The organism is Agrobacterium sp. (genome assembly GCF_032092815.1).
Lineage (GTDB): Bacteria > Pseudomonadota > Alphaproteobacteria > Rhizobiales > Rhizobiaceae > Agrobacterium.
Genome location: NZ_DAMDBP010000034.1, coordinates 18,282 through 41,725, shown reverse-complemented (window position 1 = coordinate 41,725; position 23,444 = coordinate 18,282). Strand labels below are relative to the sequence as shown.

The window sequence follows — 23,444 nt, the reverse complement described above, 5'->3', positions numbered from 1 at the left end:
TCTAAACTGCTCAGTGTCAGTTGATGCGCTGGCGTGCGGTGTTGGCGTCATATTTGGCGCGTGCCGCCTTGAGCTTGTCGGTATCACCGACTTCTGGCACGGCAACATCCCACCATCCGCCACCAATGCCAGCACCGGTTTCAGCCTCCGTATCGATGACGATGACGGTCGGGATGTTTCGGCCTCTCGCTGCCACGAGTTCGGCTTCCAGCCCGGCAATGTCAGCCACCTTGAGGGCGTGGGCGCCCATCGATGCGGCATGCGCGACAAAATCGATCTGCGGCTGCACTTCGATATTGCTGTCCTTGTACATGTTGTTGAACTCGGCTCCGCCGCATTCCTGCTGCAGGCGGTTGATGCAGCCGTAACCGCGGTTATCGGTCAACACGATGGTAAAGGGCACCTGCATCATCACAGCAGTCGCAAGTTCGGAATTCGCCATCATGTAAGAACCGTCACCCACAAAACAGACGACATCCTTGGCTCGATCGGCAAGTTTGATGCCGAAAGCGCCGGCCACTTCGTAACCCATGCAGGAATAGCCATATTCCATGTGGTAGCCATTTTGGGAGGCACGCCACAAAACCTGCAGCGCGCCCGGCATGGTGCCAGCAGCACACATGGCAACGGTGTTGTCCTCGGCCTTACGCAACACGGCACCAATCACATGCGCATCCGATGGCAGGAAGTTGGCGCCCTCATCCTCAGGCGCCGCAAGCACACTATCCGACAGTTTGAACCAGGCATCCCGGGCAGCATAATCCGGATCGGCAAAACGATGATTGCCCAGACCTGACGACAGGCGCTTCAGTGCCACCTTGGCATCTGACACCAGCGGAATGGCACCATGTTTTGCGGCATCATATCCGGTCAGATTGATGGAGACGAGCTTACGCTCCGGATTGGCAAATGCCGTCCAGCTGCCGGTGGTAAAATCCTGAAAGCGCGTGCCAACCCCCAGGATAAGATCGGCATTGGCGGCAATTATGTTGCCGCAATCCGTGCCAGTCACACCGGGTGAACCAAAGTTCAACGGCTCTTGCCAGTCAATCGCACCCTTGCCAGCCTGCGTCTCGACCACGGCGATATTGTGGGTTTTGGCAAAATCCAGAAGATCACTCTCGGCACCCGAATAAAGAACGCCACCACCGGCCACGATGACCGGATTGCGTGCCGCCTTCAATGCGGCCACCACATCGTCCACTTCGCGGGGATCAGGTTCCGGCCGGCGAATGCGCCAGATCTTTTCGTCAAAGAACCCTTCCGGCCAATCATAGGCCTCGGCCTGCACATCCTGACAAAAGGCCAATGTGACCGGGCCACAATTGGCAGGGTCGGTCAGCACCTGCATGGCGCGCGGCAGTGCCGACAGCAGATGTTCGGGCCGGGTAATCCGGTCAAAATAGCGGCTGACGGGACGGAAGCAATCGGTCACGCTCATCGTGCCGTCTTCAAAGTCCTCGATCTGCTGCAAAACCGGATCAGGACGACGATTGGCGAAGACATCACCGGGAATGAACAACACAGGCAAACGATTGACATGGGCGAGTGCCGCCGCCGTCACCATGTTGGTTGCGCCAGGGCCAATCGACGAGGTAATCGCCATCGCGCGACGGCGACGTTTGGTCTTGGCATAGGCAATCGCCGCATGCGCCATGGTCTGTTCATTCTGACCACGCCATGTCGGAAGCCTGTCTTGAATACCATGCAACGCCTCACCAATGCCTGCCACATTGCCGTGGCCGAAGATCGCCCAGACACCATCGATGAAGCGCTCACCGTCTTCGTTCATCTGCACAGACAACCAGCGGAACATCGCCTGTGCTGCGGTCAAACGGATCGTCGTCATATCAATTCCCCTTCGCGGCCAATGTCGCCTGTAGGCGTGCCGCATCCCAAATCTCGCAAAGTCTGGTGTAACGCCGCGCCATGTCTGCGATAGCTGCCGCATCCTCAATCTCACCCTTCAGCCAGCCACGCGCGACTTCGGCGAAGATGGTGCGGCCAACCGCAAAACCCTTGACCAGCGGATAGCTGGCAGCAACCTTGAAGCTGGCGGCAAGCTCCTCTTCCGGTGCCTCAAGGCCCAGCACCACGATGCCGCGTGTATTAGGGTCATTGTCGGTAATCGCCGCACACGCCTTGTCCCACGCAGTAGCGTTCTTCATCGGCTCCAGTTTCCACCAGTCCGGATAGATGCCGATCTCGTAGAACCGGCGGATCAGCCTTGCAGTTGTTTCATCATCCACCGGCCCGACCTTGGACGGAATGATCTCCAGCAGGAACTCCAGCCGGTTGCGACGCGCTGCCGAGAACAGTCTGGAGATCACAGCCTCCTGTTCAGCCCGCATCTCCGGTGTGTCATCGGGGTGGCAAAAGCACAGCACCTTGACGACGTTTTCCAGTGCCCATTCATTCAGGCCGCCATAGTCGGGACCCAGTTCCGGCTCCAGCGCAAGCGGGCGAGAGCCCGGCCACTCGACCGGCCTGCCAATCCACAGTCCCGTGCCGGACGCCGCATGAAGTGCGTCACGGCCAAGGCGGTTGTCGCAGAGAATGCCGTAACCCGACCGTCCCTTTTGCACCTCAAGAGCTGCCTCAAGGCAAAGCTGCTTGAAGTGACCGATTTTTTTGGCTGTTGCGCCTTCCATGGCCTCAAGTTGCATGCGGTGATCAAAGGCAAAGACCCGCATGGTTGACCAGTCATTATGACGGTTGGTCGCCCAGTGGATTTGCTCAAGTTGTACGTCTTTACGAAGTGCCTTTTCCCTGACCCCGCGCTGCAAAAAGAACTGCAATTCCTCAAGGGATGGATAGGCAGGCGTGCAACCATGGCGGCTTACGGCAAAGGCGCCGCAGGCATTTGCATATTCAAGTGCCTTCGGCCAGGTCGCATCTTCAAGCCAGCCCTTGATCAGCCCCGACATGAAGCCATCACCGGCCCCCAGCACATTGAACACATCAATGGGAAAACCAGGGCCGCTTTCACCGTCATCAAGACGATCAGGCACAGCACCGGTAAAGGCAACAGCGCCGGCCGCACCACGTTTGCACACCAGAACCGCCTTCGAGACGGCCCGCACAGCACGCAGTGCGGCGATCGTATCGGTCGAACCACCGGCAATGTGGAATTCTTCCTCCGTGCCGACGATCAGGTCGAACAGATGCAGATGGCTTTGTAGTTTTGCGGTCACCCGACCGCTTTCGATAAAGCGGCTTTCGCCGTCGCCATGGCCAGCCAGCCCCCAGAGATTGGGGCGGTAATCGATGTCGAGACCCACGCGACCGCCATGCTTGCGGGCAAGCGTGATCGCCTTGAGCACGGCACTTTCGGTTCGGGGGTGACTGAGATGCGTGCCGGTAACCACCAGTGCCCGGCTTTCAGCGACAAAAGCCTCATCAATATCGTCTTCGCACAGCGCCATATCGGCGCAGTTCTCACGGTAGAAGATCAGCGGGAAACGTTCTTCATCGCGAATGCCCAGCAGCACAAGCGCCGTCAACCGTTCGGGATCGGTTTTGACCCCGCGCACGTCAACGCCTTCCTTTTGCAGTTCCTCGCGAATGAAACGGCCCATATGTTCGTTGCCCACGCGGGTAATCAACGCCGATTTCAGGCCAAGGCGCGCCGTTCCTGCCGCCATATTGGTCGGCGAACCGCCAATATATTTCTGGAACGAACCCATGTCTTCCAGACGGCCACCAATCTGCGAACCGTAAAGGTCAACCGACGACCGGCCAATCGTTATAACGTCCAAGGTTTTGTTCATTTTCACTCCTCCGGCAACCCGGGAGACATTCACGCCAGCGGATTGCTCGCGGCTCAGCCGCGAGCAATTTGTGTCAAATTGCCCGATTGATGTGAGCGATGCTGTCCCTGACGGCGCCAACAGGATCTTTCAGTTCGTGTACGTCAGCTGCAAAAGGTTCAAAACTGTACGCGCCCGCGTAACCGGCAGCGTTTAGCGCCTTTATCTGCGCAATGTTTTCCAGGCGGTCGGCGTCATCCACAAGCACGCGATGGGCGTCGAGCATTTTGGCGACGGACACGTCTGGATCAACCACACCGGAAATGTGCACAAGGCCTGTCTCATCAGGGTAAAATGTTGTCTCGCCAGCAAGATGATGGTGGAAGGTGTCATGGACGAGCTTGTAAACACCTTCTCCATTCGCTGCCTTGATCGCCTTTAATGCTTCCTCCTTCGTCCGCAAAGACGAAATCGGGAAACCAAGCGGCTCAACAAGACCGGTCAGTCCACGCTCTTGAAGGATCGGTTTCATGGCTTTCAGAGCAGCCACCAGATCATCGAAGGAGACCTGGCTACCGTCGTTGAGCGGGCACATGACCAAAGCCTTCGCTCCGCTTGTCTTGGCGTAGTCGGCAAGGGCCACCGCTCGCGCCGGAAGGTCACCGGACCAGACGTTAAATGGATAGAGCGCGTTGATCGAAATGATAGAAACGCCGGCTTTTTCTGCAATGGTTTTGACCAGAGCGGGGTCCGTCGTGTTGACGATGTCTGGCAAATCGTTGCGTATTTCTACCTCTGTCAGTCCAAGGCTTCTGGCTGCGTCGAAAAACGCTTCAAGCGACAGTGTTGGGGCAGTTATGTGGTTGATGGCGAAACGCATGGTGAGCCTCAGTTGTACAAAGTCGGCCGGGCAGGCAGGTTGATGGCGACGGCCTCACCGGCCTTTTCCTGAGCGTCGACGCAGGCATCAGACGTGATGGCAGCAACATAACCGTCCCATGAGGTTGGGCCAGACGCGGTTCCCTTTGCCGCAGCGTTGATGAAATCTTGCAGTTCGACATCATAGCTTGCAATGAAGCGGTCTTTCCAATCGGTCAGAATGTCGTTCTGGAGTTTGGCTCCCAGGCGCATCTGGATTGCCATAGGTTCGGGCAATTTTGCAATTCCGTCTTCCCCGACCACTTCGCATTGGATGTCGTAGCCATAGTGGCAATTCACGAAAATCTCGACATTGATAATCGTGCCCTTGGCTGTTTCAAGGATGACGATCTGCGGGTCCTTCAGCTTTGCATGGCTGCGCGCGGCAGAGCGAGGGAACAGGACACGTGCCGAAACATAGTCATCATCAAGCAGCCAGCGGAACACGTCAATCTCATGGATCAAGGTGTCATGGATCGCCATAGGCGTGATGTATTGTTCTGGAACTGTTGGATTGCGATGAGCAGCATGAACAATGATTGGTGCGCCAATCTTGCTGTCGACGGCCTGTTTCAATGCAAGGTAACCACTGTCGTAGCGGCGCATGAAGCCAACCTGTACGAGACGTTTGCCATGTTTGACTTCAGCATCAACAATCCGCTTTGCGCCATCGGCAGTTGTTGCGAGTGGCTTTTCGCAGAAGCAGGGTTTTCCGGCAGCGATTGCGGCTAGCACATATTGCTCATGTGTGGCGCCCCAGGACGTCACAAGCACCGCATCTACGTCGGACGCGGCAATAAGCTCCTCGCCTGTATCGTAAATGGTTGCACTCGGCGCGATATCCTTTTTCACGGCCTCCGCTGATGCCCTGTTGACGTCGCTCAATGCGACGATTGTTGCGCCACCGAGGACATCATTGATCCGGCGGGTATGATCGCGACCAATTGCACCGGTACCAATTACACCAATTCTCAAAGTCATCGAATAAGCCTCACTTCTGGTATTTGTTGAGATATTTTTTTGTCTCGCTGAGCATGAACCGAGCGCTTTCCTCAGCCCGGTCCTCCCAGGCAAAAACGCAATTGGAGAGAACGCCGTCAAACTTCATGTCCGCCAAGGTCTCGAAGAACACATCCCAGTCGATCTCGCCCTGACCGAAGTCGGTATGCTGGTGCACGCGCACCTTGGAGCCGGGCGGATTGACGATGTAACGCAGTTGCGACGACTTGTTGTGGTCATAGGTATCTGCGAGGCGCACATGCACCAGATGCCCCTGTGTCGCACGCAGATTGGCCACCATGTCAGGACCATAAAAAAACGTATGCGGCGCAATGAAGGATGCTTTCACGGCCTTCGAATTGATGGTCTTGATGATGTCGATTGCAGGTGCAATCTCCTCGATCCAGTCCTCGGGATGTGCTTCAAGCGACAGCGTCAGCCCTTCCTTTTCGAGAATGGGCACCAGCACGTCCATGGCGCGGAAGAACTGACCTTCGCAGGTTTCCGGACGGTGCAGACCGGAACGATCATTCAGACTGCGGTCTGGCGAACCGCCGCGCCCGAACTCGGAAACGAACATCGGGCATTCCATCTCGACGGCAATCTCGATGGCGCGTTTCCAATTGTCGATCGCCACCTCCCACTCGTCCTGATAGGGGCTGGACCAGCGATACATCGGCTGCAAAGTTGCCAATCCGACGCCGTGATCTTTCAGCGCCTTTTTGAAGGACTTGACACGCTCGGGATACACCTTCGGGCGTGTCCACCAGGACAGGAAATCGGGACGGGGCGAAAGCTCCACAAAGTCGTAACCCAGTTCCGCGGTCTTCCGGCACGTCTCCTCAAGAGAAAGGTGGCGGATCATGTGGGGGTCTAGGGCATGTTTCATGGCTTGATCCTTCAAGTCTTGAGAAAAAGGGCGCGCGAAACGGGAGGAGTGTCACGCGCGCCGGGCTGCTACTGTGCGTAGCTCGCCATGTTATCGGGGGTGACCAGCTCGAATGGCACCCAGTAGGTTTTTTCGCTCGGTTCGCCGGTTGCCATCTTTAAAGCCGCCTGAGTGGCGACTTCTCCCTGCTTTGTTGCGTTCTGGAAAACCGTGATGTCGATGTCGCCGGCCTTCATTGCGGCCAAGCCATCAGGCGTCGCATCAATCCCGGCGACCACGACCTTGTCCATGGAAATACCAGCAGCCTTGAGCGCCTGAGCAGCTCCAATTGCCATCTCGTCGTTGTTGGCAATGACAGCATTGAACTCAATGCCTGCGGTCAGCCAGGATGCGACGAGATCCTGAGCTTGTGTCCGGTTCCAATTGGCCGTCTGCTTCTCTACGATCTCAATGTTGCAGTCTGGCTTTGAAAACACATCCTCGACGTCTTTCGTCCGGACAAGCGCTGCGTGGTTTTCAAGCGGCCCCATCAAGATGACCGCTTTGCCCTTGCCATCCAAGAGCTTGCAGGCAGCTTGCGCCTCCATCGTTCCAGACTGGCTCTCATCCGAACCGACAAAAGCAGTGCTTTCCGGCATGCCTTTGTCGAGTTCTGCTGGCGGATGATTGACATAAACCAGTGGCACACCTGCTTCGGCAGTGGCTTTGGTAATGGCAGCGGTCGCGTCACCATCAACGGCATTCACAATGATCGCGTCCACGCCATTGGCGATAAAATTTTGAACCTGATTGAGTTGCTTTGAGGGGTCGAGTTGCGCATCCTCTGTTAGAAGCTCAACCTTTCCATTGCGCTCCGCCTCTGTGCGAATTCCGTTCAAAAGGATAGTCAGAAACGGATTGTCGAAAGAAGTCATGCTGACTGCAATACGTGTGTCTTTTGCGATTGCCGGAACAGTCACCGCCAGGCAAAGCGCCGTCGTTATCAGAAGCTGTTTCATCACAGTTCCTCGTAAATTGTGTCTGATGTGGAGTGGTGTACTACGGTGGGCGAGAGGCTCGCCCAGCGATCAACTTTTCTTAACGCGTTTGCGTTGACGATAAACGTCGGCGACAACGGCTGCCACGATGATCAGTCCCTTCAGCATTTCCTGGTAGTAGGCATCCAGACGCAGAAACGTGAAGCCGGAAATGATCACACCAAAAATGACCATGCCAATCATTGTGCCCACAACAGAACCGCGGCCACCTGAGAGCGAAACACCGCCAATGACTGACATAGCAATGGCATCAAGCTCATACATGGTGCCCATGCCCGCCTGTGCGGTCAAACCGCGGGCTGCTACGACGATCCCTGCCAGTCCCGACAGGAGACCCGCGACTGCATATATCTTGACGGTATGGCGCTCGACATTGATGCCAGAGACGCGTGCGGCTTGGGGATTTGCGCCGATCGCATAGGTGAATTTTCCGTATCGCGTGTAGCGCAGGACAATGTGCATAATTGCGGCAACGACGAGGAATATGACGACCGGCGTGAGGCCCTTGCCGAGAGCTGCAAAGCTGTCAGTTGGGAAGCTGATTGGCTGACCTTTCGTGTACCATTTGGCAAAACCACGCGCAGTTACCATCATTCCCAAGGTTGCGATGAACGGTGGTATTTTCGTGTAAGCTATGAAAAGACCATTGATCGCACCGCAGATCACACCGACACCGAGGCCAAGCGCGACCGGCACCAAAACTGGCATATCTGTTAGATTGGGATAAACGGCTCGTTCGAATGTTCCGATCTGTGCAAGGCTCATCGCGATCATTGCTGTTGCCCCGACTATCGAGCCGGAACTGAGATCAATGCCCCCAGATATGATCACTTGGGTGACACCAATTGCAATGATACCAATGACGGAAACCTGCAGGATCATGATGGACAGGCGTTGCGTATTGCCTAGAAAGCTTTGCCCTTGAAATATCCATCCCAGAACTTCGAAGGTGAGCGAAATACCGATCAATACCAGTAGGATATTAAGCTCTGACGGTAGCCGCCGTTTTGCCGATGGCGCAGTTGCTGTCGATTGGGTGATTGTGTTCATTGTGTCCTCCCTTTTTGCGCCGTTACCGGGCAGCAAGGTCCATAATTTTTACTTGAGTTGCCTCGGCGCGATCAAGGAAACCGGATACATGGCCCTCATGCATGACCATGATCCGATCGCTCATCCCCAACACCTCGGGCAGTTCTGAAGAAATCATCAAAACGGCGACCCCCTCGGCTGCAAGGCCTGTGATCAGTCTGTGAATTTCGGATTTGGCTCCGACATCAATCCCGCGTGTGGGCTCGTCCAGAATGAGGATGCGCGGCTTTGTAAGCAGCCAGCGTGCGATAAGCAGTTTCTGCTGGTTTCCGCCTGAAAGATTTTCGACGGTCTCATGTAGATTCGGTGTCTTGACCCGGAGTTTGGCGGCCATGTTCTCCGCAAGTTTGTTGACTGTTGATTGGTCAACGAAGCCTGCTCTTACATGTGAGCGAGTAATCAGCGCAGATTGAATGTTTTCCAAGCAGTTCAACGTCAGGAAGCAGCCGGTTTCTTTCCGATCTTCCGTCAAAAAGGCCAACCCATAGGCCATGGCCTCACTCGGATTGGTGATTGTTACCGGCTTCCCATCGATGATGATTTCGCCTGAACTTGCTGGTGCTACACCAAACAAGGCTTCCGCGACATTCGAACGCTTTGAACCCACCAGACCTGCAAGTCCAAGGATTTCGCCACGCCGGATAGAGAATGAGATGTCATAGAACACGCCGGGAATAGTGAGGTTCTTTACCTCGAGTATGACGTCACCGATCGGACAATCGACTTTCGGAAACATGTCGGTGATCTCGCGACCGACCATCATGCGAATAATGTCGTCGCGCGTTACGTCCTTTGAGGAGTGCGTCCCAACGTACTTTCCATCACGGAAGACCGTAAACTCGTCCGCAATCTCAAAAAGCTCATTCATCTTGTGGGTGATGTAGACGATGCCAATTCCACGCGAGCGAAGATCACGAATGATCGCAAACAGGTGCTCTACTTCGCGATCAGTGAGTGCAGAGGTGGGTTCGTCCATGATCAGGATCGAGGATTCATAACTGACGGCACGGGCGATTTCGACCATCTGTTTTTGAGCAACAGTGAGTTCAGAAACTTGCGCCTTCGGATCGAGGACGATGTTAAGTCGCAGGAACAGATCCCTTGTCATCTCGACCATTTTTGAATGATCGATCAGTCCAAAACGGTTCTTCGGTTCCCGACGGATCCATATGTTTTCCGCTACCGTCATCCAGTTCATCAGCGCAAGCTCCTGATGAATCATGGCAATACCCTGCTCGAGAGCATCAAGCGGCGATTTCAACGTCACCGGAAGGCCGCGCAGCCTTATTTCTCCTGCGTCAGGCTGGTAAATACCGGCAATGATTTTCATCAAAGTGGATTTACCCGCACCGTTTTCACCCATCAGCGCGTGTACCGTACCAGGGCGAACTCGCAGTTTTACGTCATCGAGAGCAACGACGCCCGGAAACTCCTTCCGAATGCCTTCGATTGCCAACAGGCCGTCGCGCTCGGTGTCCTCGAGCACTTGCTTGATCGCTGCTGAAGTTGTCTGACTTACCATCGCAAATCCTCCGTATCGCGAACGGGAAAGGCATTCATATGCCTTCCCCAAAGTCGCGCAGGTTAGTTCTTCGCCTGGTAATCTTTGAGGTTTGCCGGCGTCACCAGCTCAAAGGGAACATAGACCTTCTTTTCGATCGTTTCGCCCTTTGCAATCCGGATTGCTGCGTCAACAGCACCTTGTCCCTGGCCGGCAGCGTTTTGGAAAACGGTCACGTCAAGATCGCCGGCGGCCATGGAAGCAAGCGCATCTTGTGTGGCATCGATACCAGCAACAATGACATCATCCATGGCGCGTCCGGAGGACTTGAGCGACTGGATTGCGCCTATCGCCATTTCATCATTGTTGGAAATCACCGCGTCGAACTTAACACCAGCAGACAGCCAGTTTGTCATAAGGTCGGCCCCTTGGGTTCTTGACCAGTTTGCAGTTTGCTCCTCAACAATCTTGATAAAGCTGCATTCGGGTGTGGCGATGACATCCTTGATGTCTTGCGTGCGCATGCGTGCGGCCTGGTTGGAAAGTTCGCCCATCATAACAACCGCACTGGCTTCCTTTTTGCCGGCCTCCTTCAGAATCCGGCAAACCTCTTGCGTTTGCAATGTTCCTGACTGTTTTTCATCCGAGGCAACGAATGCCTGTTTTTCGGGTAGATCATCGACGTTTACTGGCTGCCGGTTAACATAGACGAGCGGGATGCCCGCTGCGGCGGCGGCTTGGGAAAGTGCTGTGGTCGCATCCGTGTCAACCGGATTTACAATGATTGCGTCCACACCCGATGCCACGAAATTCTGAACCTGGCTCAATTGTTTGCCGACATCGTTCTGTGCATCTTCGATCTGAAGTGTGACGCCATCAAGCCCTTTGGAATAGTCAATCATGCCGTTGCGCAGAACGGTCAAAAAATTATCATCAAACAATGCCATCGAGACGCCAATGGTCTGGGCAGATGCTGATGTTGCCAGAAAGCTGGCAAATGCTGCCATAATCAAATGTTTCTTCACGTGTTTCTCCTCCACGGTTACTTTAGTGCTTGGCATTCTAACGCCGAACAGGCGGATGCCTTGCGATAGTCAACAATACTCCGAAGGCTCCGACTTCGTCGGTCCCCAAAAGGTTCCCAATCTTGATTTTCACGAATGCGGCAGCCTCCTATCTCCGCCGCCGCGTCCTTACAATTTCCTAGACACGCGCTGTCGTCAACGATTAGTCGAAGGTAAAACTATCAACGCTGATAGAAAGAACCGACGCGAAATGATAGAATCTATCATGATGTCAAAGACTTTCAGGAACCAACAGGTGCGCCGGCAGGAAGCGCTGACCGGGACTTGCGGCCATTCCATGTTCCTTCGTGTGTATCATTGTCGTGACCAGATCTGCACAAAGCTCGCGTAACGGCGTCTGAAATATTCCTGAAATGCGTCTCTCGAGGAGGGCTTGGCGCGACTCTGGGGTCAGTTCATTGACAAGACAGGCGATCGATCCGGATCTGTTTTGCTGAATGAGCGCTTCAATTGCGCCCTCCATACCGCCGCCAATACAATATACACCGACGAGGTCGATATGACGCGATAGTGTATCCATCATCAGGCCATAGGTCAGGCGGCGAGTCTCGAGATTAACCAGGGCGTCCAGAACCTCAAATTCGGGAGCGTATTCCCTCATATAGGCGCGAAATCCTGTTTCTCTTAATGAATGCCCGTGAAATCGGTGCCCCCCAAGGAATAAAAGAACCTTACCGGGCTTGGGTGACATTTTCGAAATCATCCATGCAGCAGTCCGTCCGACCTTCATGTTGTTCGTGCCGAGGTATGCTTCTCGTACACCTTGCGCAAAATCAGACAGCAGAGAGAACGTCGGTATGCCCTTAGATTTCATCGTAGCAACGGCTTGTGTCACATCGTGGTGATCGGGACCTGTTGCGGCGATTGAATGGACCTTACCCGCCATTCCGAGGATCAATTCGGCGAGTTCACCTGGTTCCTCGGACTTGGCAAATTCTATCTTGAGGCTGATATGTCGGTCTTTTATAGCTGAGGCTGCCACCTGCAATTCGGCTGCAAAGTCCTTGTAGAAAGTTTGCCGCTCTTTCCGCAGGATGATTCCAAAATTGTAGGTAGGAACATCGTCCATCATACGCTGACGGATGATGTTGGTGCCGTGAAAGCCAATCTTCTCGGATGCCTCAAACACCTTGCGGGCTGTTTCCTCCCTCACGGGCAAACGTCCATTCAGGACGCGGTCAACAGTTGCGACGCTCACACCAGAAGCCGCAGCAAGGTCGGATATTGTAGGGCGTTTCACCAGAAAATCCTCGCAGATGATTGATCTCTATCATTCATGCTATAAATCTTTGCATCAACCGGTACTGACATCAACCAGATGAATTTTCCTGCCCCCATCATCCGTTGACCGCAATGTCTCACCATGTGGGCTGCCGTCCGCGCACTTGGAAAAGCCTTATTGTCAGGAAGAGCTATTGGTCGCAATTTCCGCAGCACAAATGGTCATCATGAACGGACCAAACCTTTTTAGTGCTGGGCAGCAACGACGATGGAACGGCAGCTTACTGGAACCAAGATTTACGAGATTGCGTCCGCGCAGCTCGTGGCCCAATTTTGTCCTGCTATGGGCGGTCGGCTCCTTAGCCTGCACGATCGTGAGGCGCGTGACATTGTCATTCCGACGCAAGCGCAGAGTTTTGACGTCACGAACTGGCCGCGGGGAGGCGCTTATCCACTCGTGCCTTATCATAACCGGCTTGCAGGGGCAAAAATCAAAATTGGTGATGCATTTGTCAATCTTCGAGCTCATCCCGCAGCAATGCCAAACACATTGCATGGCCCCGGTCATGCAAGGCCGTGGGCGGCGGGAGTACACGAGGAGAACCGGTTCTCCATGCTGCTCGACTATCGCGCCGACGAGGACTGGCCGTGGGATTTTCGCGCCGAGCAATCATTTGAGCTGATCGACAATCGTCTTCGCCTGTCAATGACAGTGGAAAACCGTTCGGACCGACCGATGCCGGGCGGGATGGGCTGGCATCCTTATTTTGCCTCACGCGATCCGGTCAAGTCAGATGCCACTCACATCTGGCACCATCTTCCGGACTACCTTCCGGACGGCCGCCGATCGGAATTTGACGGAAATGCCGGCATCGCCGGTCCAACCGCTTATCTGGACAATTGGACGCAAGCGCATGTCACGCTGACAGAACAAACGTCGGTTCAGATCGTAGCATCAGACGCATTCACCTTTCTGGTTGTGCATAGAGGTGACCCTTCTCATGTGTGCGTGGAACCGGTGACGCATCTGGCCAACGCCTGGAATATGGGTGTTCCCGCTGATAATTCCGGTGCGGTCATTCTTGCTCCTGGTACAGAAATTCATGGGGTGATCGAAATCGCCTATTCAAGGCCTTGAGAAACAACACAATCCCCAACGAGCATTGCTTTTGTCTCATGATATGGGCACGATCGAATATAGCGTGACAAATTTGTCGTCGCTGACATAGATCGTCTCATCTTTTGAGCTTAGAAGTGGAGGCATGCTCTTGAACGATACCCAATGGTCAATGGATCTTATTTCACCCAAAAATGTCGCTGGCACCGCTCTTTTGGGCAAGGCATGCGACATTATCGAGATTATAGGAAGAACCCCAGGGGCCATCGGGCAGGCTGAGCTTTCCGAACAAACCGGCATACCACGCGCAACACTCTATCGTATTCTTGCCGCACTGATTGCGCGCGGCTTGATCCGACCGGATCCGGTCAGTCAGAATTATACCTTGGGATTCAATTTTCTGGAGCTTGCACAAAACGCATGGTCCTCCTCCGATCTGGCTTCGATCGCATCCGTTGAACTTCGCCGCCTGCGTGATCTTACGGGAGAGACATCCTACCTTGCCGTTCAGGAGGGCCAGCATGTGCTGGCGCTTGGCCGTTTTGAAAGTGCCCATGACAAGAGATCAAATGCCCGGCTCGGCGTGTTGAAACCCATGCACTGCACAAGCCAAGGCAAATCGATCCTTTCGCATCTCAGTGAGACACAACTGGACACAATCCTCTCGGGCGATCTGCAATCCTTCACGGCCAATACCATCTGTGATCCAGAACAACTGAAAGCGCACCTGTCTATTGTCCGCGCGCGTGGTTATGCCATTGACGACGAGGAGATTGTCCTTGGCACTCGCTGCGTCGGCGCAGCAATTCTCGATGATAGCGGTCGACCGCTGGCCGCTATCAGTGTCGCTGGCCCGACGTTTCGAATGCCGCCGGAAAGGGCCGAACAACTCGGCAAGGAATTGGCCGAAGCCGCAAAGCGTATCTCCAGCCAATTGACGCCTACACTGAAAACAGTGGCTCAAAATTCTGGCGCATTCCGCATCTGGACCGACCGGCCGGCCTATATGGGAGCGGCGCCAAGATGGGATGCAAGGCGAAACGCGCTTGTCTGGATCGATCTTCTGGCGCCAGCCATAAGATTTGACGGGCACGACGGAACCAAACTTCTCTACCTGCATGAACTTGCCCAAAGCGTCGGCGCGCTTTGTCTGTCAGAAAACGGATTTGTTGTGTCGGTTGGCGGAGACGTCGTATTGTGCGGACAAGACGGTATTCAACAGCGGATTGGCAGTGCCGGGTCATCAATTATCCGCGCATTACGGGCAGATAAGGCTGGAACGATTTGGGCCGCACTTTTTGATTCCGAAGTTAATCTCACACGTATCGGCCCTTGGAGCACCACCGGAGGTTTTGAAGCGGTTTTAGACCTTTCCGGTGATGTGTCTGATATCGCATTTGCTGGCGATATCGGCCTGTATGTATCGCAACCGTCTCGTCAAAGCGTGCTGCTCATCGACCCTGTAACGCGCAGAAAACGCAAATTTGCCGATATCCCAAAGGTCGCAGGCTCACCTTGCGCGTTGGCAGTCGATGAAAACTTCAATGTTTGGGTGGGTCTTTCGGAGGGCTGGAGCGTAATCAAGCTTGATGAGAATGGCGAAATCCAGCGAACAATCGCCCTGCCAATCCCAAGCCCAACCGGCATCTCCTTCGGAGGGGACAATCTCTCCGACCTTTTTGTCACCAGCGCACGCACGGGGCAGACCCGCGACAGTTTGAACAACGCGCCGCTTTCAGGCCAACTACTGTCAGTGAATGTGGGTGAGCGGGGAATACCGGAAACGATAGGCAAGACCTAAAAGAGGAAAACATGCTTCAGACTGTATCGGACTCCGCGTTGAAAATCGTGTCATTGAAGACCTTTCCACTTCGCGTTCCGTTCGTGGATGGAGGGGCCGGCACGGGCGGCACACCCAGCCGTTGGCACGAGCTTGATATGGTGCTGGTCAGGGTGGAGGATGAAGGCGGCAATGTTGGTTGGGGCGAGGCCTTTGCCTATTTCTGCCTTGAGCCGGTCAGATCTGCGGTCGAGCGGATGATTGCGCCTTTCGTTGTCGGACAAACAATCGATGACGTGACGGCATGGAATATGACGATTCAGAAAAAGCTGCATCTGTTCGGTCGATACGGCATTACCATGTTTGCATTGTCGGGCGTTGATATCGCATTGTGGGACCTGGCTGCGAAACGGCAAGCAAAGCCACTCTCGCATCTTTTTGGTGCAACAGCAGATGTCGAGCGTTTCTCCTACGCCAGTCTGGTACGCTACGGTGATGCCGATCTTGTGGCCCAGCAGTGCCAGCGAGCCCTTGATCTCGGCTATCGCCATGTGAAATTGCACGAGATAGATCCAGCCGTGATCACGCGCGCGCGCCAGGTTGTTGGCCCTAACGTGCCATTGATGGTCGACGCCAACTGCGCCTGGTCAGTGGAAGAGGCCAAGGCGCTCGCATCGGTCTTTCGTGAAAACGACGTGTTATGGGTAGAAGAGCCTGTTTTCCCGCCAGACGACTATGAGGCTATGGCCGCACTAGAGGCCGCGGGAATACCCGTTGGCGCGGGGGAAAATGCCTCAACCGACTTTGATTTTACACGCCTTATCAAGGCGGCGACATACCCGCAACCAAGCATGACAAAAGTCGGCGGTGTCTCTGAATTTGTTCGCGTTCTCCAGTCCTGCAAACAAGCTGGCAAGATACCAATGCCACACACACCGTATTTTGGTCCTGGTTACTTCGCAACGCTCTCGCTTCTCCCGCTGACACCTGACGAAACACTGGTCGAATATCTGTTCGTCGAGCCGGAGGCATGGGTGGCAAAGACAACCCGTCCAGTCGGTGGAAAATTGGCCTCACAATCTCTGCCCGGCATTGGCTTTACCCCTGAGCTGGAAACGATTGAGCGTTACGCCGTCAATCTTTGATCTCAATATGTGAGACGCACCTGCTGCCGTTTGAAGATCAGGACTTTTGCATGCCGCAAAATTCGATAGATTGAAGTGGCTGACGGCGAATTGACCGACCGTCGGAAAATGAAGGGAAGCAGGCTTCGTATGGCAACGTAACGCAGTTGCGGTCGACGAAGGTGCTGTGAGGATTAAAACATGGAAATTTTCGTATCCGGCGCCACCGGGAGGGTTGGCGGCGTGCTGTCGTCTGCCCTGATCAAACGTGGCCACAATGTGAGAACAATTGCTGTGCCGGGTGATCCGAACCGTGCCGCAACAGAGGCGGCTGGTGTTACCTGCCACACTGGCAGTCTTGCCAGTTTCGCTGACGTCGAAAAGGCTATGCAGGGTGTTGACGCTGTTTTTCACATGGCAGCTGTAATTTCATTTCAGCCCGGAGCCCGTGATCTCTTATGGGACGTCAACGTTGTTGGTACCTACAACGTTTTGCGCGTTGCGGCAGCCGAATCCCAAAAGCGCTATATCCGTATGGTGTTCGCCTCCAGTGACCAAGTCTATCCGACACGCTTTGCCCGTTATCGCCCGACAGATGAGAACCACCCCAAGGAACCCTATACATTCTACGGCATGACCAAAGTCCTCGGCGAGGATATGGTGAAATTTTATCAACGTTCGGAAAAAAATCTCGACATCAGCACAGCAGTGTTTTCGCATACGGAAGCGGCGCATGAACTGATCGATCCCAACGGTGAATATGCTGGTCCGGCTTTTTACGTGAATAGCCGCGTGCGCAGTCTCAAGGCAAGCAGCACGCACCATGCGGGGGCGACATCCAATTCGGAACTTGATCAGATTCTCTCGATCCTAGAGCCATTGGTGGCAGACGATCAGCCATTGCTGTTGCCACGTGATGCCAATGGCATCGCACACACACAAGAGCTGGTTGATGTACGTGACATCGTTGACGGGCTTTTGCTGATTTTCGATAAGCCCGAGGCAATTGGTGAGACATTCAACCTTGCTCCGATATCACCGGTCAGTCTGGGTGAATTCATCCCATATCTCGCAAAAAAGACAGGGCGACGATTTGTCGAGGCAACAATCCCCGTCGATCTTGGCCGCACCCACGGCAGCAGCGTGAAAGCGCGCGCACTTCTCGGCTTCCAGCCCAAATACTCATTGTTTGACATGGTCGACGAGGCGATTGCCGCCCGGTCCTGACATTCGTCATCATCTTTCAGGAGACGCCTTATGGTTGAAATTTCCCAGGAAACTCTGGACAAGCTCAAGGCTTGTTCGACAGCGACACTGACTACCCAGCTCTTCAAGCGCAATTTTCGCCAGCAGTTTCTGGTAGGTTTGAAACCCCTTAACGTGAATGCCGGATCATTCGCAGGTGAGGCCTTCACCCTTCGCTTTATTCCATCGCGTGAGGACAAGGACTGGGATCTTGGCGATCTGAAAAAGCGTGGCGAAGACAACATTCAATGGGAAGCGGTCGAGGCAATCGGCGCTGGCCAGGTATTGATTATCGATAGCCGCAACGACGCCCGTGCAGCATCGGCCGGCAACATGCTGATGACGCGGATGATGCGCAAGGGTGTGGCTGCTGCCATTACTGACGGCGCCTTCCGCGATGGTACCGAAATTTCCCGTATGCCATTCCCGGCTTACTGCTCTGCCAACACTGCTTCCACCCGCCCAGCCTATCACCGCGCTATCGACATGCAGCTCCCCATCGGATGTGCAGGGGTTGCGGTTTATCCCGGCGATATTGTTGTTGGTGATAGCGATGGCGTGGTTGTTGTGCCGCGCGCGATCGCGACGGAACTCGCCAACGATTCCTATGAGCAGGAGCAACGCGAGAAATTCCTGTTCACCAAGATCGATGCTGGCGCACCGCTTTGGGGCACCTATCCGCCGAATGAGGAAACCTTGAAGGAATACGCCGAATGGCGTGCTCGCAACCAGGCGGCGGAGTAAGCGATGAACACGTCACCAGCCGAGCGCGCCGAAGCGTTGATCCGCCGTTATTTTGCTGCCTGCAATGACGCCGACCATGCAGCCCTTGTGGATTGTTTCACAGAAGATGGTGTCCATTACTTCCCGCCCGGGCTTCCCGGCGCGCCATGGCGCGGTGCGGTTGCGATAGCCGATGGATGGGTCTGGTGCGTCAAAACACTGGGGTCGCGCTGGACAATCGAAAAGGTGTTGGCCGGCGCGGATGGCCGTGAGGCCGTCATTGAGTGGACACACTGGAAAACCGCCGTAAATGAAGTGCTGCGCGGTGACGAGTGGTACATCTTCAATGACGATATCACGAAAATCCGGGAAATTCGGGCCTATTATGCATCACCGGTCAACAAGGGTGAGCCCGTAAACAAGCTGCACGACTTCGATTACCAGGCACGGGGTTATGCATTGCAAGCGCCATCCCCTGCGCCAAAGATCGTTTGAGGAGACCTTGATGCAGTTCACGATCATTGCTCGGGACGACACGACTAAAGGCACGCTCGACAGGCGCCTTGCAGCCCGCGCCGCACATATGGAGCGTATCCACGCCATGAAGGCAGACGGAAGCATCATTGATGGCGGTGCGCTTCTTGATGAAGAGGGCACAATGGTGGGTTCGGTGGTGTTGTGTGAGTTTCCGGATCGCAAAGCCCTCGACGCCTATATCGAGAGTGAAATCTATTTCACCGATGGTGTTTGGAAGAACATCGAAATTTTGCCATTTCGCCGCGTGCAGTGGCGATAAGGCGTCAAAACATCACGTCCGTGCAGTTTGGAGCAGCAAGGCTGACCGGCACGCCTGCTTGAAAAGAGATATTCCGATGACGCAGCCAAATATCACCGGCAAGACCAGAGTTCATTTCCTCATTGGTTCGCCCATCGCTCAGGTTCTGGCGCCCGGTTGGCTAACCGAACGCATGCGAAATGCAAATTACGACGGGATGCTGGTGCCGCTTCACATTCAGAAGGGCAATCTCGAGAGTGCGCTGCCGGTTCTAAAAGCAATGCCGAATGTCGATAGCATTCTGATCACGTTGCCGCACAAGTTCGGTGCTTCCGATTTCTGCGATCGGTTATCGGAGCGGGCGAAGGTGTTGGGCGCGATCAATGCCATGCGACGCGAGCCGGATGGCACGTGGTTTGGCGATAATTTTGATGGTGCGGGCCTGATCGCCGGCATTTTGAAGGCTGGCCGGAGCATCGCAGACAAAAGAATATTTATGGTTGGCGCAGGTGGAGCCGGCTCATCAATCGCCGTCTCCATGCTGGAGGAGGGGGCCAGCTACCTTACGTTCCATGATCTCAACAAGACAAATGAACAGGCCCTTTATGAAAAATTGGCGGCTGCTTATCCGGGTCGAGTGAGGGTCGGGACATCCGTACCCCCTGACACTGACATTGTCGTCAATGCTACCTCGTCCGGATTGCGCGACAGCGATCCTCTGCCCATTGCACCAGACGAGTTGACCGCGAAGATGACCGTCGCAGATGTGATCACCGATCCAGTGCCAACCCGCATCCTGGAGGCAGCTGCCTCTCGTGGCTGTTTTACCCGCGACGGAACACACATGCTCGATGGCCAAATCGGACTTCTGTTTGATTTCATGACTGCACATGTGCACGCCTGATCGACCACCGATGGAGGTCCATCGAAAACGTAATCGTCTCAATATATGGGACAGCCTCTAAATCGTTCCACACGAAATCATTCTGGAGAGCCGTGATCTCCGTTATGCTCTCAATATATGGGATAACTCTGGGAGGAGTGACATGAAACACCAACACCTTTTTTCGATGGTCGCCATCGCAGCGCTTGTCGCTGCCAGCCCAATTTCAATGACGTCTGCGAAAGCAGATGCGTTGCAGGACATAACATCCAAGGGAAAGCTTCGCGTGTCGATCGATCCAGCCGCGCCTCCCTATTCGGTACTGGATGAGACTGGAAATTATAAAGGCTCTGAAGTCGAGATTGCGAAGAAACTCGCTGCAGATTGGAAACTTGAACTTGAATTGGTACCCACATCTGCCGCCAATCGCATACCCTATCTGGTCTCGGGCCGTTCTGATGTTGTCATCTCAACACTGTCGATTACCGACGAGCGCAAGAAAGTCATCGACTTTTCCAAGCCCTATAGCGCAATCCAGATCGTCGTAGGCGCACCGCAGACTGAAAAAATCAGCACACTCGATGACCTCGTGGGCAAGCGTGTCGCAGTCACGCGTGGCTCCACCAATGATGCAGAGATCACAAAGTCTGCACTCCCGGGAACGGATATCGTTCGTTTCGAAGACGATGCAACGTCAATCACAGCACTTCTGAGCGGTCAGGCATCCTATTATGTGACTGCGCCAGCGTTGCTGACGACGGTAAACGCGAAGAACCCTTCTGCAAAGCTTGAGCCGAAAATCGTGCTCAAAACCAATGTAACAGGCATTGGCGTCAAGAAAGGCGAGGCCTCACTTCAGGAGAAGCTGAATGCCTGGGTCAACAGCAGTCTGGCAGATGGCAGCCTGAACGGCATCTACAAGACCGCATTCGGCATCGACCTGCCGCCAGAGGTCACCGATGCCAAATGATCTCAAACAGAATACGGCATCACGCTACGATGTTGATGCAGTGCGTGATCTCACGCACCGTCTCTTCGTAGCCAGTGGCATGGCAGAAGCCGTGGCTCTTGATGTAACCGAGTGCCTGCTGACAGCGGATATGATGGGTCACTCGACCCACGGCCTCATCATCGCGCCGTGGTATTTCGAGGAGATCGGCCGAGGCGGGATGAACCTGGAAGGCACCTATGAGGTCCGTTCTGATCGTGGTGGCTGCATTGCATGGAATGGTCGACGCCTACCGGGTGCATGGCTGATCAACCGTGCGATTGACGTAGCGCTTGAACGTATTTCCGATCATGGCGTCGTGACCGTAACCATCGCGGATGGGCATCACACAGGCGCGCTGGCTACCTATCTGCCACGGCTGACCGAGCGTGGATTATTGGTTCAACTGGCCTGTTCCGGACCGGCCTCTGGCGGGGTTGCTCCCTTCGGTGGCACACGCGGGATTTTTACACCCAATCCCCTGTCGGCGGGTATTCCAAGTCGTGGCGATCCTATCCTGCTGGATATCAGTTGTTCCATCACGACAATCAAGCGGTCGACGCAGCTGGCCGAGGCCGGACAACATTATCCTGGCGTCTGGGCCTTGGATGCCGACGGAAATCCCTCCGATGACCCACAGGTGCTGATCAGTGGCGAAGGTTCATTGCTTCCGGTTGGCGGGCTGGATCACGGCCACAAGGGTTATGCCATGGCGCTTCTGGTCGAAGCCCTTACACAGGGATTGAGTGGTGTGGGCCGAAAGGATGGCCTGTCCGGCATAGCCATGAACACGTTTTTGCAGGTGATCGACCCATCGGCGTTCGGCGGATCTGAAGCATTCCTGGACGAGGCGACATGGCTCATTGACGCCTGTCATGCCAATCCGCCACGGCCCGGCGTTTCCAAAGTGCGCGTACCCGGTGATCAGGCTCGATCACGTATGGCCAAGGCACGTCAGAGCGGCGTTTTGCTGGATCAGGTCATCGTTGCCGGGCTCGAACCCTATGCCGAAAAGATCGGCACGGCATTTCCAGAACCTATCTGAAATTTCACGTCAACTGGGAGGATTGAATGAAGAACTTGAAGAGAATTGCAGCTGCTCTGGCGTTCACGCTGGCTGCATCTGTCCACGCTTCGGCGGATGATGCCTTGGCCAAAATCCGCAGTGCCGGTGTCATCCGCATAGCGATCGATCTCAGCGTTCCGCCATGGTCTTACAAAGACGACAGTCTCAATCCGACCGGCTCGGAAGTGGAGGCTGCAAAATTGCTGGCGTCAGACCTCGGCGTCACGATGGAGATCGTGCCGACAAATGGTGCGAACCGTATTCCAAATCTGATGCAAAACCGTGCCGACATCATCATGTCAGCGCTTTCGATTACCGATGAGAGAAAGAAAACGATTGCGTTTTCCCTTCCATATTCGGGCAACACCACGTCGGTTTTCGCGCCGAAGAACCTCGAGATCAAATCCTTCGCTGACCTGTCCGGCAAGCGGGTTGCGGTGACACGCGGAACGACAAACGACGGTGACATTACAAAAATGGCGCCTGCAGATGCAGAAGTGGTTCGTTTCGAAGACGAGGCCACAACGATGACATCGATCGTTTCCGGTCAGCTTGAAATCGTTGCTATCGCACAGTCCCTTGTCGATCTGATCAATCAGAAAGTGCCAGGTAAAGAGTTTGAACCGAAGTTGGAGCTACGCACCGCCACCATGGGTGTAGGCATGCGCAAAGAGGACACTGAGCTCAAAAACTGGATCGATGACTGGGTAAAAACCAACCTCGCCAATGGCAAATTGCCAGCCATCTACAAGCAATTCCAGAAAACCGACATTCCGCCACAGGTTCTGGCGGGAGCCAACTAAATCAATAATGTGAGGCGAAGAAACAACCATGACCTATGAATTTGATTTTGGGGCAGTGCTGGCGTACTGGCCACTGCTTCTGCAGGGTATGTGGACCACCCTACGCCTCACATTCTTTTGCACGGTTTTCGGCATTCTAATCGGCGCCTTCTGTGCAGTGGTTCGCACGGGAGGGCCGGGTTGGGCTCGGCATCTGGTGGGCTTTTATGTGGAGTTTATCCGCAATACACCGCTATTGATCCAGTCTTACTTCTTGATCTTTGGCATTGCCAGCATGGGTATGCGGCTGCCAATTCTTGTTGGTGCAACCATCGCATTGACAATCAATATTGGTGCCTACACCACCGAGATTGTTCGTGCCGGTATCGAATCCATCCATCGTGGCCAGCTTGAAGCGGCCGAGTGCCTGGGGCTAAGCAGGGTCCAGACCTACATCCATGTGGTGATCCGTC

22 protein-coding genes are annotated in these 23,444 nt (G+C 54.6%); 12 read left to right on the top strand and 10 right to left on the bottom strand.

Translation table 11 applies throughout. The features are described 5' to 3' along the window. Positions 1-16 precede the first annotated feature (16 nt). From iolD to RT613_RS17755, 10 genes are all read right to left on the bottom strand, one after another. Positions 17-1,849 carry a 3D-(3,5/4)-trihydroxycyclohexane-1,2-dione acylhydrolase (decyclizing) gene (gene iolD, locus RT613_RS17800; RefSeq protein WP_313617494.1) on the bottom strand — a complete coding sequence of 611 codons (1,833 nt, stop codon included), beginning with the start codon at positions 1,847-1,849 and terminating at the stop codon, positions 17-19. A gap of 1 nt (position 1,850) precedes the next feature. Then, entirely contained in the window at positions 1,851-3,770 is a 1,920-nt protein-coding gene (gene iolC / locus RT613_RS17795) for a bifunctional 5-dehydro-2-deoxygluconokinase/5-dehydro-2-deoxyphosphogluconate aldolase (protein WP_313617492.1), read from the bottom strand. Between the two features lie 73 nt (positions 3,771-3,843). After that, positions 3,844-4,629, bottom strand: coding sequence for a TIM barrel protein (locus RT613_RS17790; protein WP_313617491.1), 786 nt, complete (start codon positions 4,627-4,629; stop codon positions 3,844-3,846). A gap of 8 nt (positions 4,630-4,637) precedes the next feature. Continuing rightward, positions 4,638-5,648 carry a Gfo/Idh/MocA family oxidoreductase gene (locus RT613_RS17785; protein ID WP_313617490.1) on the bottom strand — a complete coding sequence of 337 codons (1,011 nt, stop codon included), beginning with the start codon at positions 5,646-5,648 and terminating at the stop codon, positions 4,638-4,640. 10 nt (positions 5,649-5,658) lie between these two features. After that, positions 5,659-6,555 carry a sugar phosphate isomerase/epimerase gene (locus RT613_RS17780; RefSeq protein ID WP_313617489.1) on the bottom strand — a complete coding sequence of 299 codons (897 nt, stop codon included), beginning with the start codon at positions 6,553-6,555 and terminating at the stop codon, positions 5,659-5,661. 68 nt (positions 6,556-6,623) lie between these two features. Then, a complete protein-coding gene (locus tag RT613_RS17775) occupies positions 6,624-7,553 on the bottom strand; it encodes a substrate-binding domain-containing protein (protein ID WP_313617487.1) in 930 nt (309 codons plus the stop codon). A 69-nt stretch (positions 7,554-7,622) separates the two neighbouring features. Continuing rightward, on the bottom strand, positions 7,623-8,642 hold the full coding sequence (locus RT613_RS17770) for an ABC transporter permease (protein WP_313617485.1): 1,020 nt from the start codon (positions 8,640-8,642) through the stop codon (positions 7,623-7,625). 22 nt (positions 8,643-8,664) lie between these two features. Next, a complete protein-coding gene (locus RT613_RS17765; RefSeq protein WP_313617484.1) occupies positions 8,665-10,203 on the bottom strand; it encodes a sugar ABC transporter ATP-binding protein in 1,539 nt (512 codons plus the stop codon). 62 nt (positions 10,204-10,265) lie between these two features. Then, on the bottom strand, positions 10,266-11,189 hold the full coding sequence (locus RT613_RS17760; protein WP_409558848.1) for a sugar ABC transporter substrate-binding protein: 924 nt from the start codon (positions 11,187-11,189) through the stop codon (positions 10,266-10,268). A gap of 289 nt (positions 11,190-11,478) precedes the next feature. Further along, a complete protein-coding gene (locus tag RT613_RS17755; protein WP_313617480.1) occupies positions 11,479-12,507 on the bottom strand; it encodes a LacI family DNA-binding transcriptional regulator in 1,029 nt (342 codons plus the stop codon). 249 nt (positions 12,508-12,756) lie between these two features. Here RT613_RS17755 and RT613_RS17750 point away from each other — a divergent pair, with 249 nt between their 5' ends. The 12 genes from RT613_RS17750 to RT613_RS17695 all read left to right on the top strand — a co-directional run. Further along, on the top strand, positions 12,757-13,626 hold the full coding sequence (locus tag RT613_RS17750) for a hypothetical protein (protein WP_313617478.1): 870 nt from the start codon (positions 12,757-12,759) through the stop codon (positions 13,624-13,626). A gap of 130 nt (positions 13,627-13,756) precedes the next feature. Beyond that, entirely contained in the window at positions 13,757-15,406 is a 1,650-nt protein-coding gene (locus RT613_RS17745; RefSeq protein WP_313617476.1) for an IclR family transcriptional regulator C-terminal domain-containing protein, read from the top strand. Positions 15,407-15,417: 11 nt separating this feature from the next. Next, positions 15,418-16,530, top strand: a complete 1,113-nt coding sequence (locus tag RT613_RS17740; RefSeq protein ID WP_313617474.1) for a mandelate racemase/muconate lactonizing enzyme family protein — start codon at positions 15,418-15,420, stop codon at positions 16,528-16,530. Positions 16,531-16,710: 180 nt separating this feature from the next. Beyond that, positions 16,711-17,736 (top strand): NAD(P)-dependent oxidoreductase, encoded by a 1,026-nt coding sequence (locus RT613_RS17735; RefSeq protein WP_313617472.1) that lies wholly within the window; start codon positions 16,711-16,713, stop codon positions 17,734-17,736. Positions 17,737-17,766: 30 nt separating this feature from the next. Continuing rightward, positions 17,767-18,498, top strand: a complete 732-nt coding sequence (locus RT613_RS17730; protein ID WP_313617470.1) for a ribonuclease activity regulator RraA — start codon at positions 17,767-17,769, stop codon at positions 18,496-18,498. 3 nt (positions 18,499-18,501) lie between these two features. Then, positions 18,502-18,972, top strand: coding sequence for a nuclear transport factor 2 family protein (locus tag RT613_RS17725; RefSeq protein WP_313617468.1), 471 nt, complete (start codon positions 18,502-18,504; stop codon positions 18,970-18,972). 10 nt (positions 18,973-18,982) lie between these two features. Then, on the top strand, positions 18,983-19,273 hold the full coding sequence (locus tag RT613_RS17720) for a YciI family protein (RefSeq protein ID WP_313617466.1): 291 nt from the start codon (positions 18,983-18,985) through the stop codon (positions 19,271-19,273). 76 nt (positions 19,274-19,349) lie between these two features. Beyond that, positions 19,350-20,156 carry a shikimate dehydrogenase gene (locus tag RT613_RS17715; RefSeq protein ID WP_313617465.1) on the top strand — a complete coding sequence of 269 codons (807 nt, stop codon included), beginning with the start codon at positions 19,350-19,352 and terminating at the stop codon, positions 20,154-20,156. A gap of 142 nt (positions 20,157-20,298) precedes the next feature. Further along, a complete protein-coding gene (locus RT613_RS17710; RefSeq protein ID WP_313617463.1) occupies positions 20,299-21,105 on the top strand; it encodes a transporter substrate-binding domain-containing protein in 807 nt (268 codons plus the stop codon). Next, the gene (locus tag RT613_RS17705) at positions 21,095-22,168 is read left to right on the top strand and encodes an Ldh family oxidoreductase (RefSeq protein WP_313617461.1); all 1,074 of its coding nucleotides are present in this window, start codon (positions 21,095-21,097) and stop codon (positions 22,166-22,168) included. Before RT613_RS17710 ends, RT613_RS17705 begins: the two co-directional genes overlap by 11 nt. 26 nt (positions 22,169-22,194) lie before the next feature. Beyond that, positions 22,195-22,992: a transporter substrate-binding domain-containing protein gene (locus RT613_RS17700; protein WP_313617459.1), complete on the top strand. Its 798-nt coding sequence runs from the start codon at positions 22,195-22,197 to the stop codon at positions 22,990-22,992. 28 nt (positions 22,993-23,020) lie between these two features. After that, positions 23,021-23,444 (top strand): amino acid ABC transporter permease (locus RT613_RS17695; RefSeq protein ID WP_313617458.1); only part of this gene is annotated, 424 nt, incomplete at its 3' end.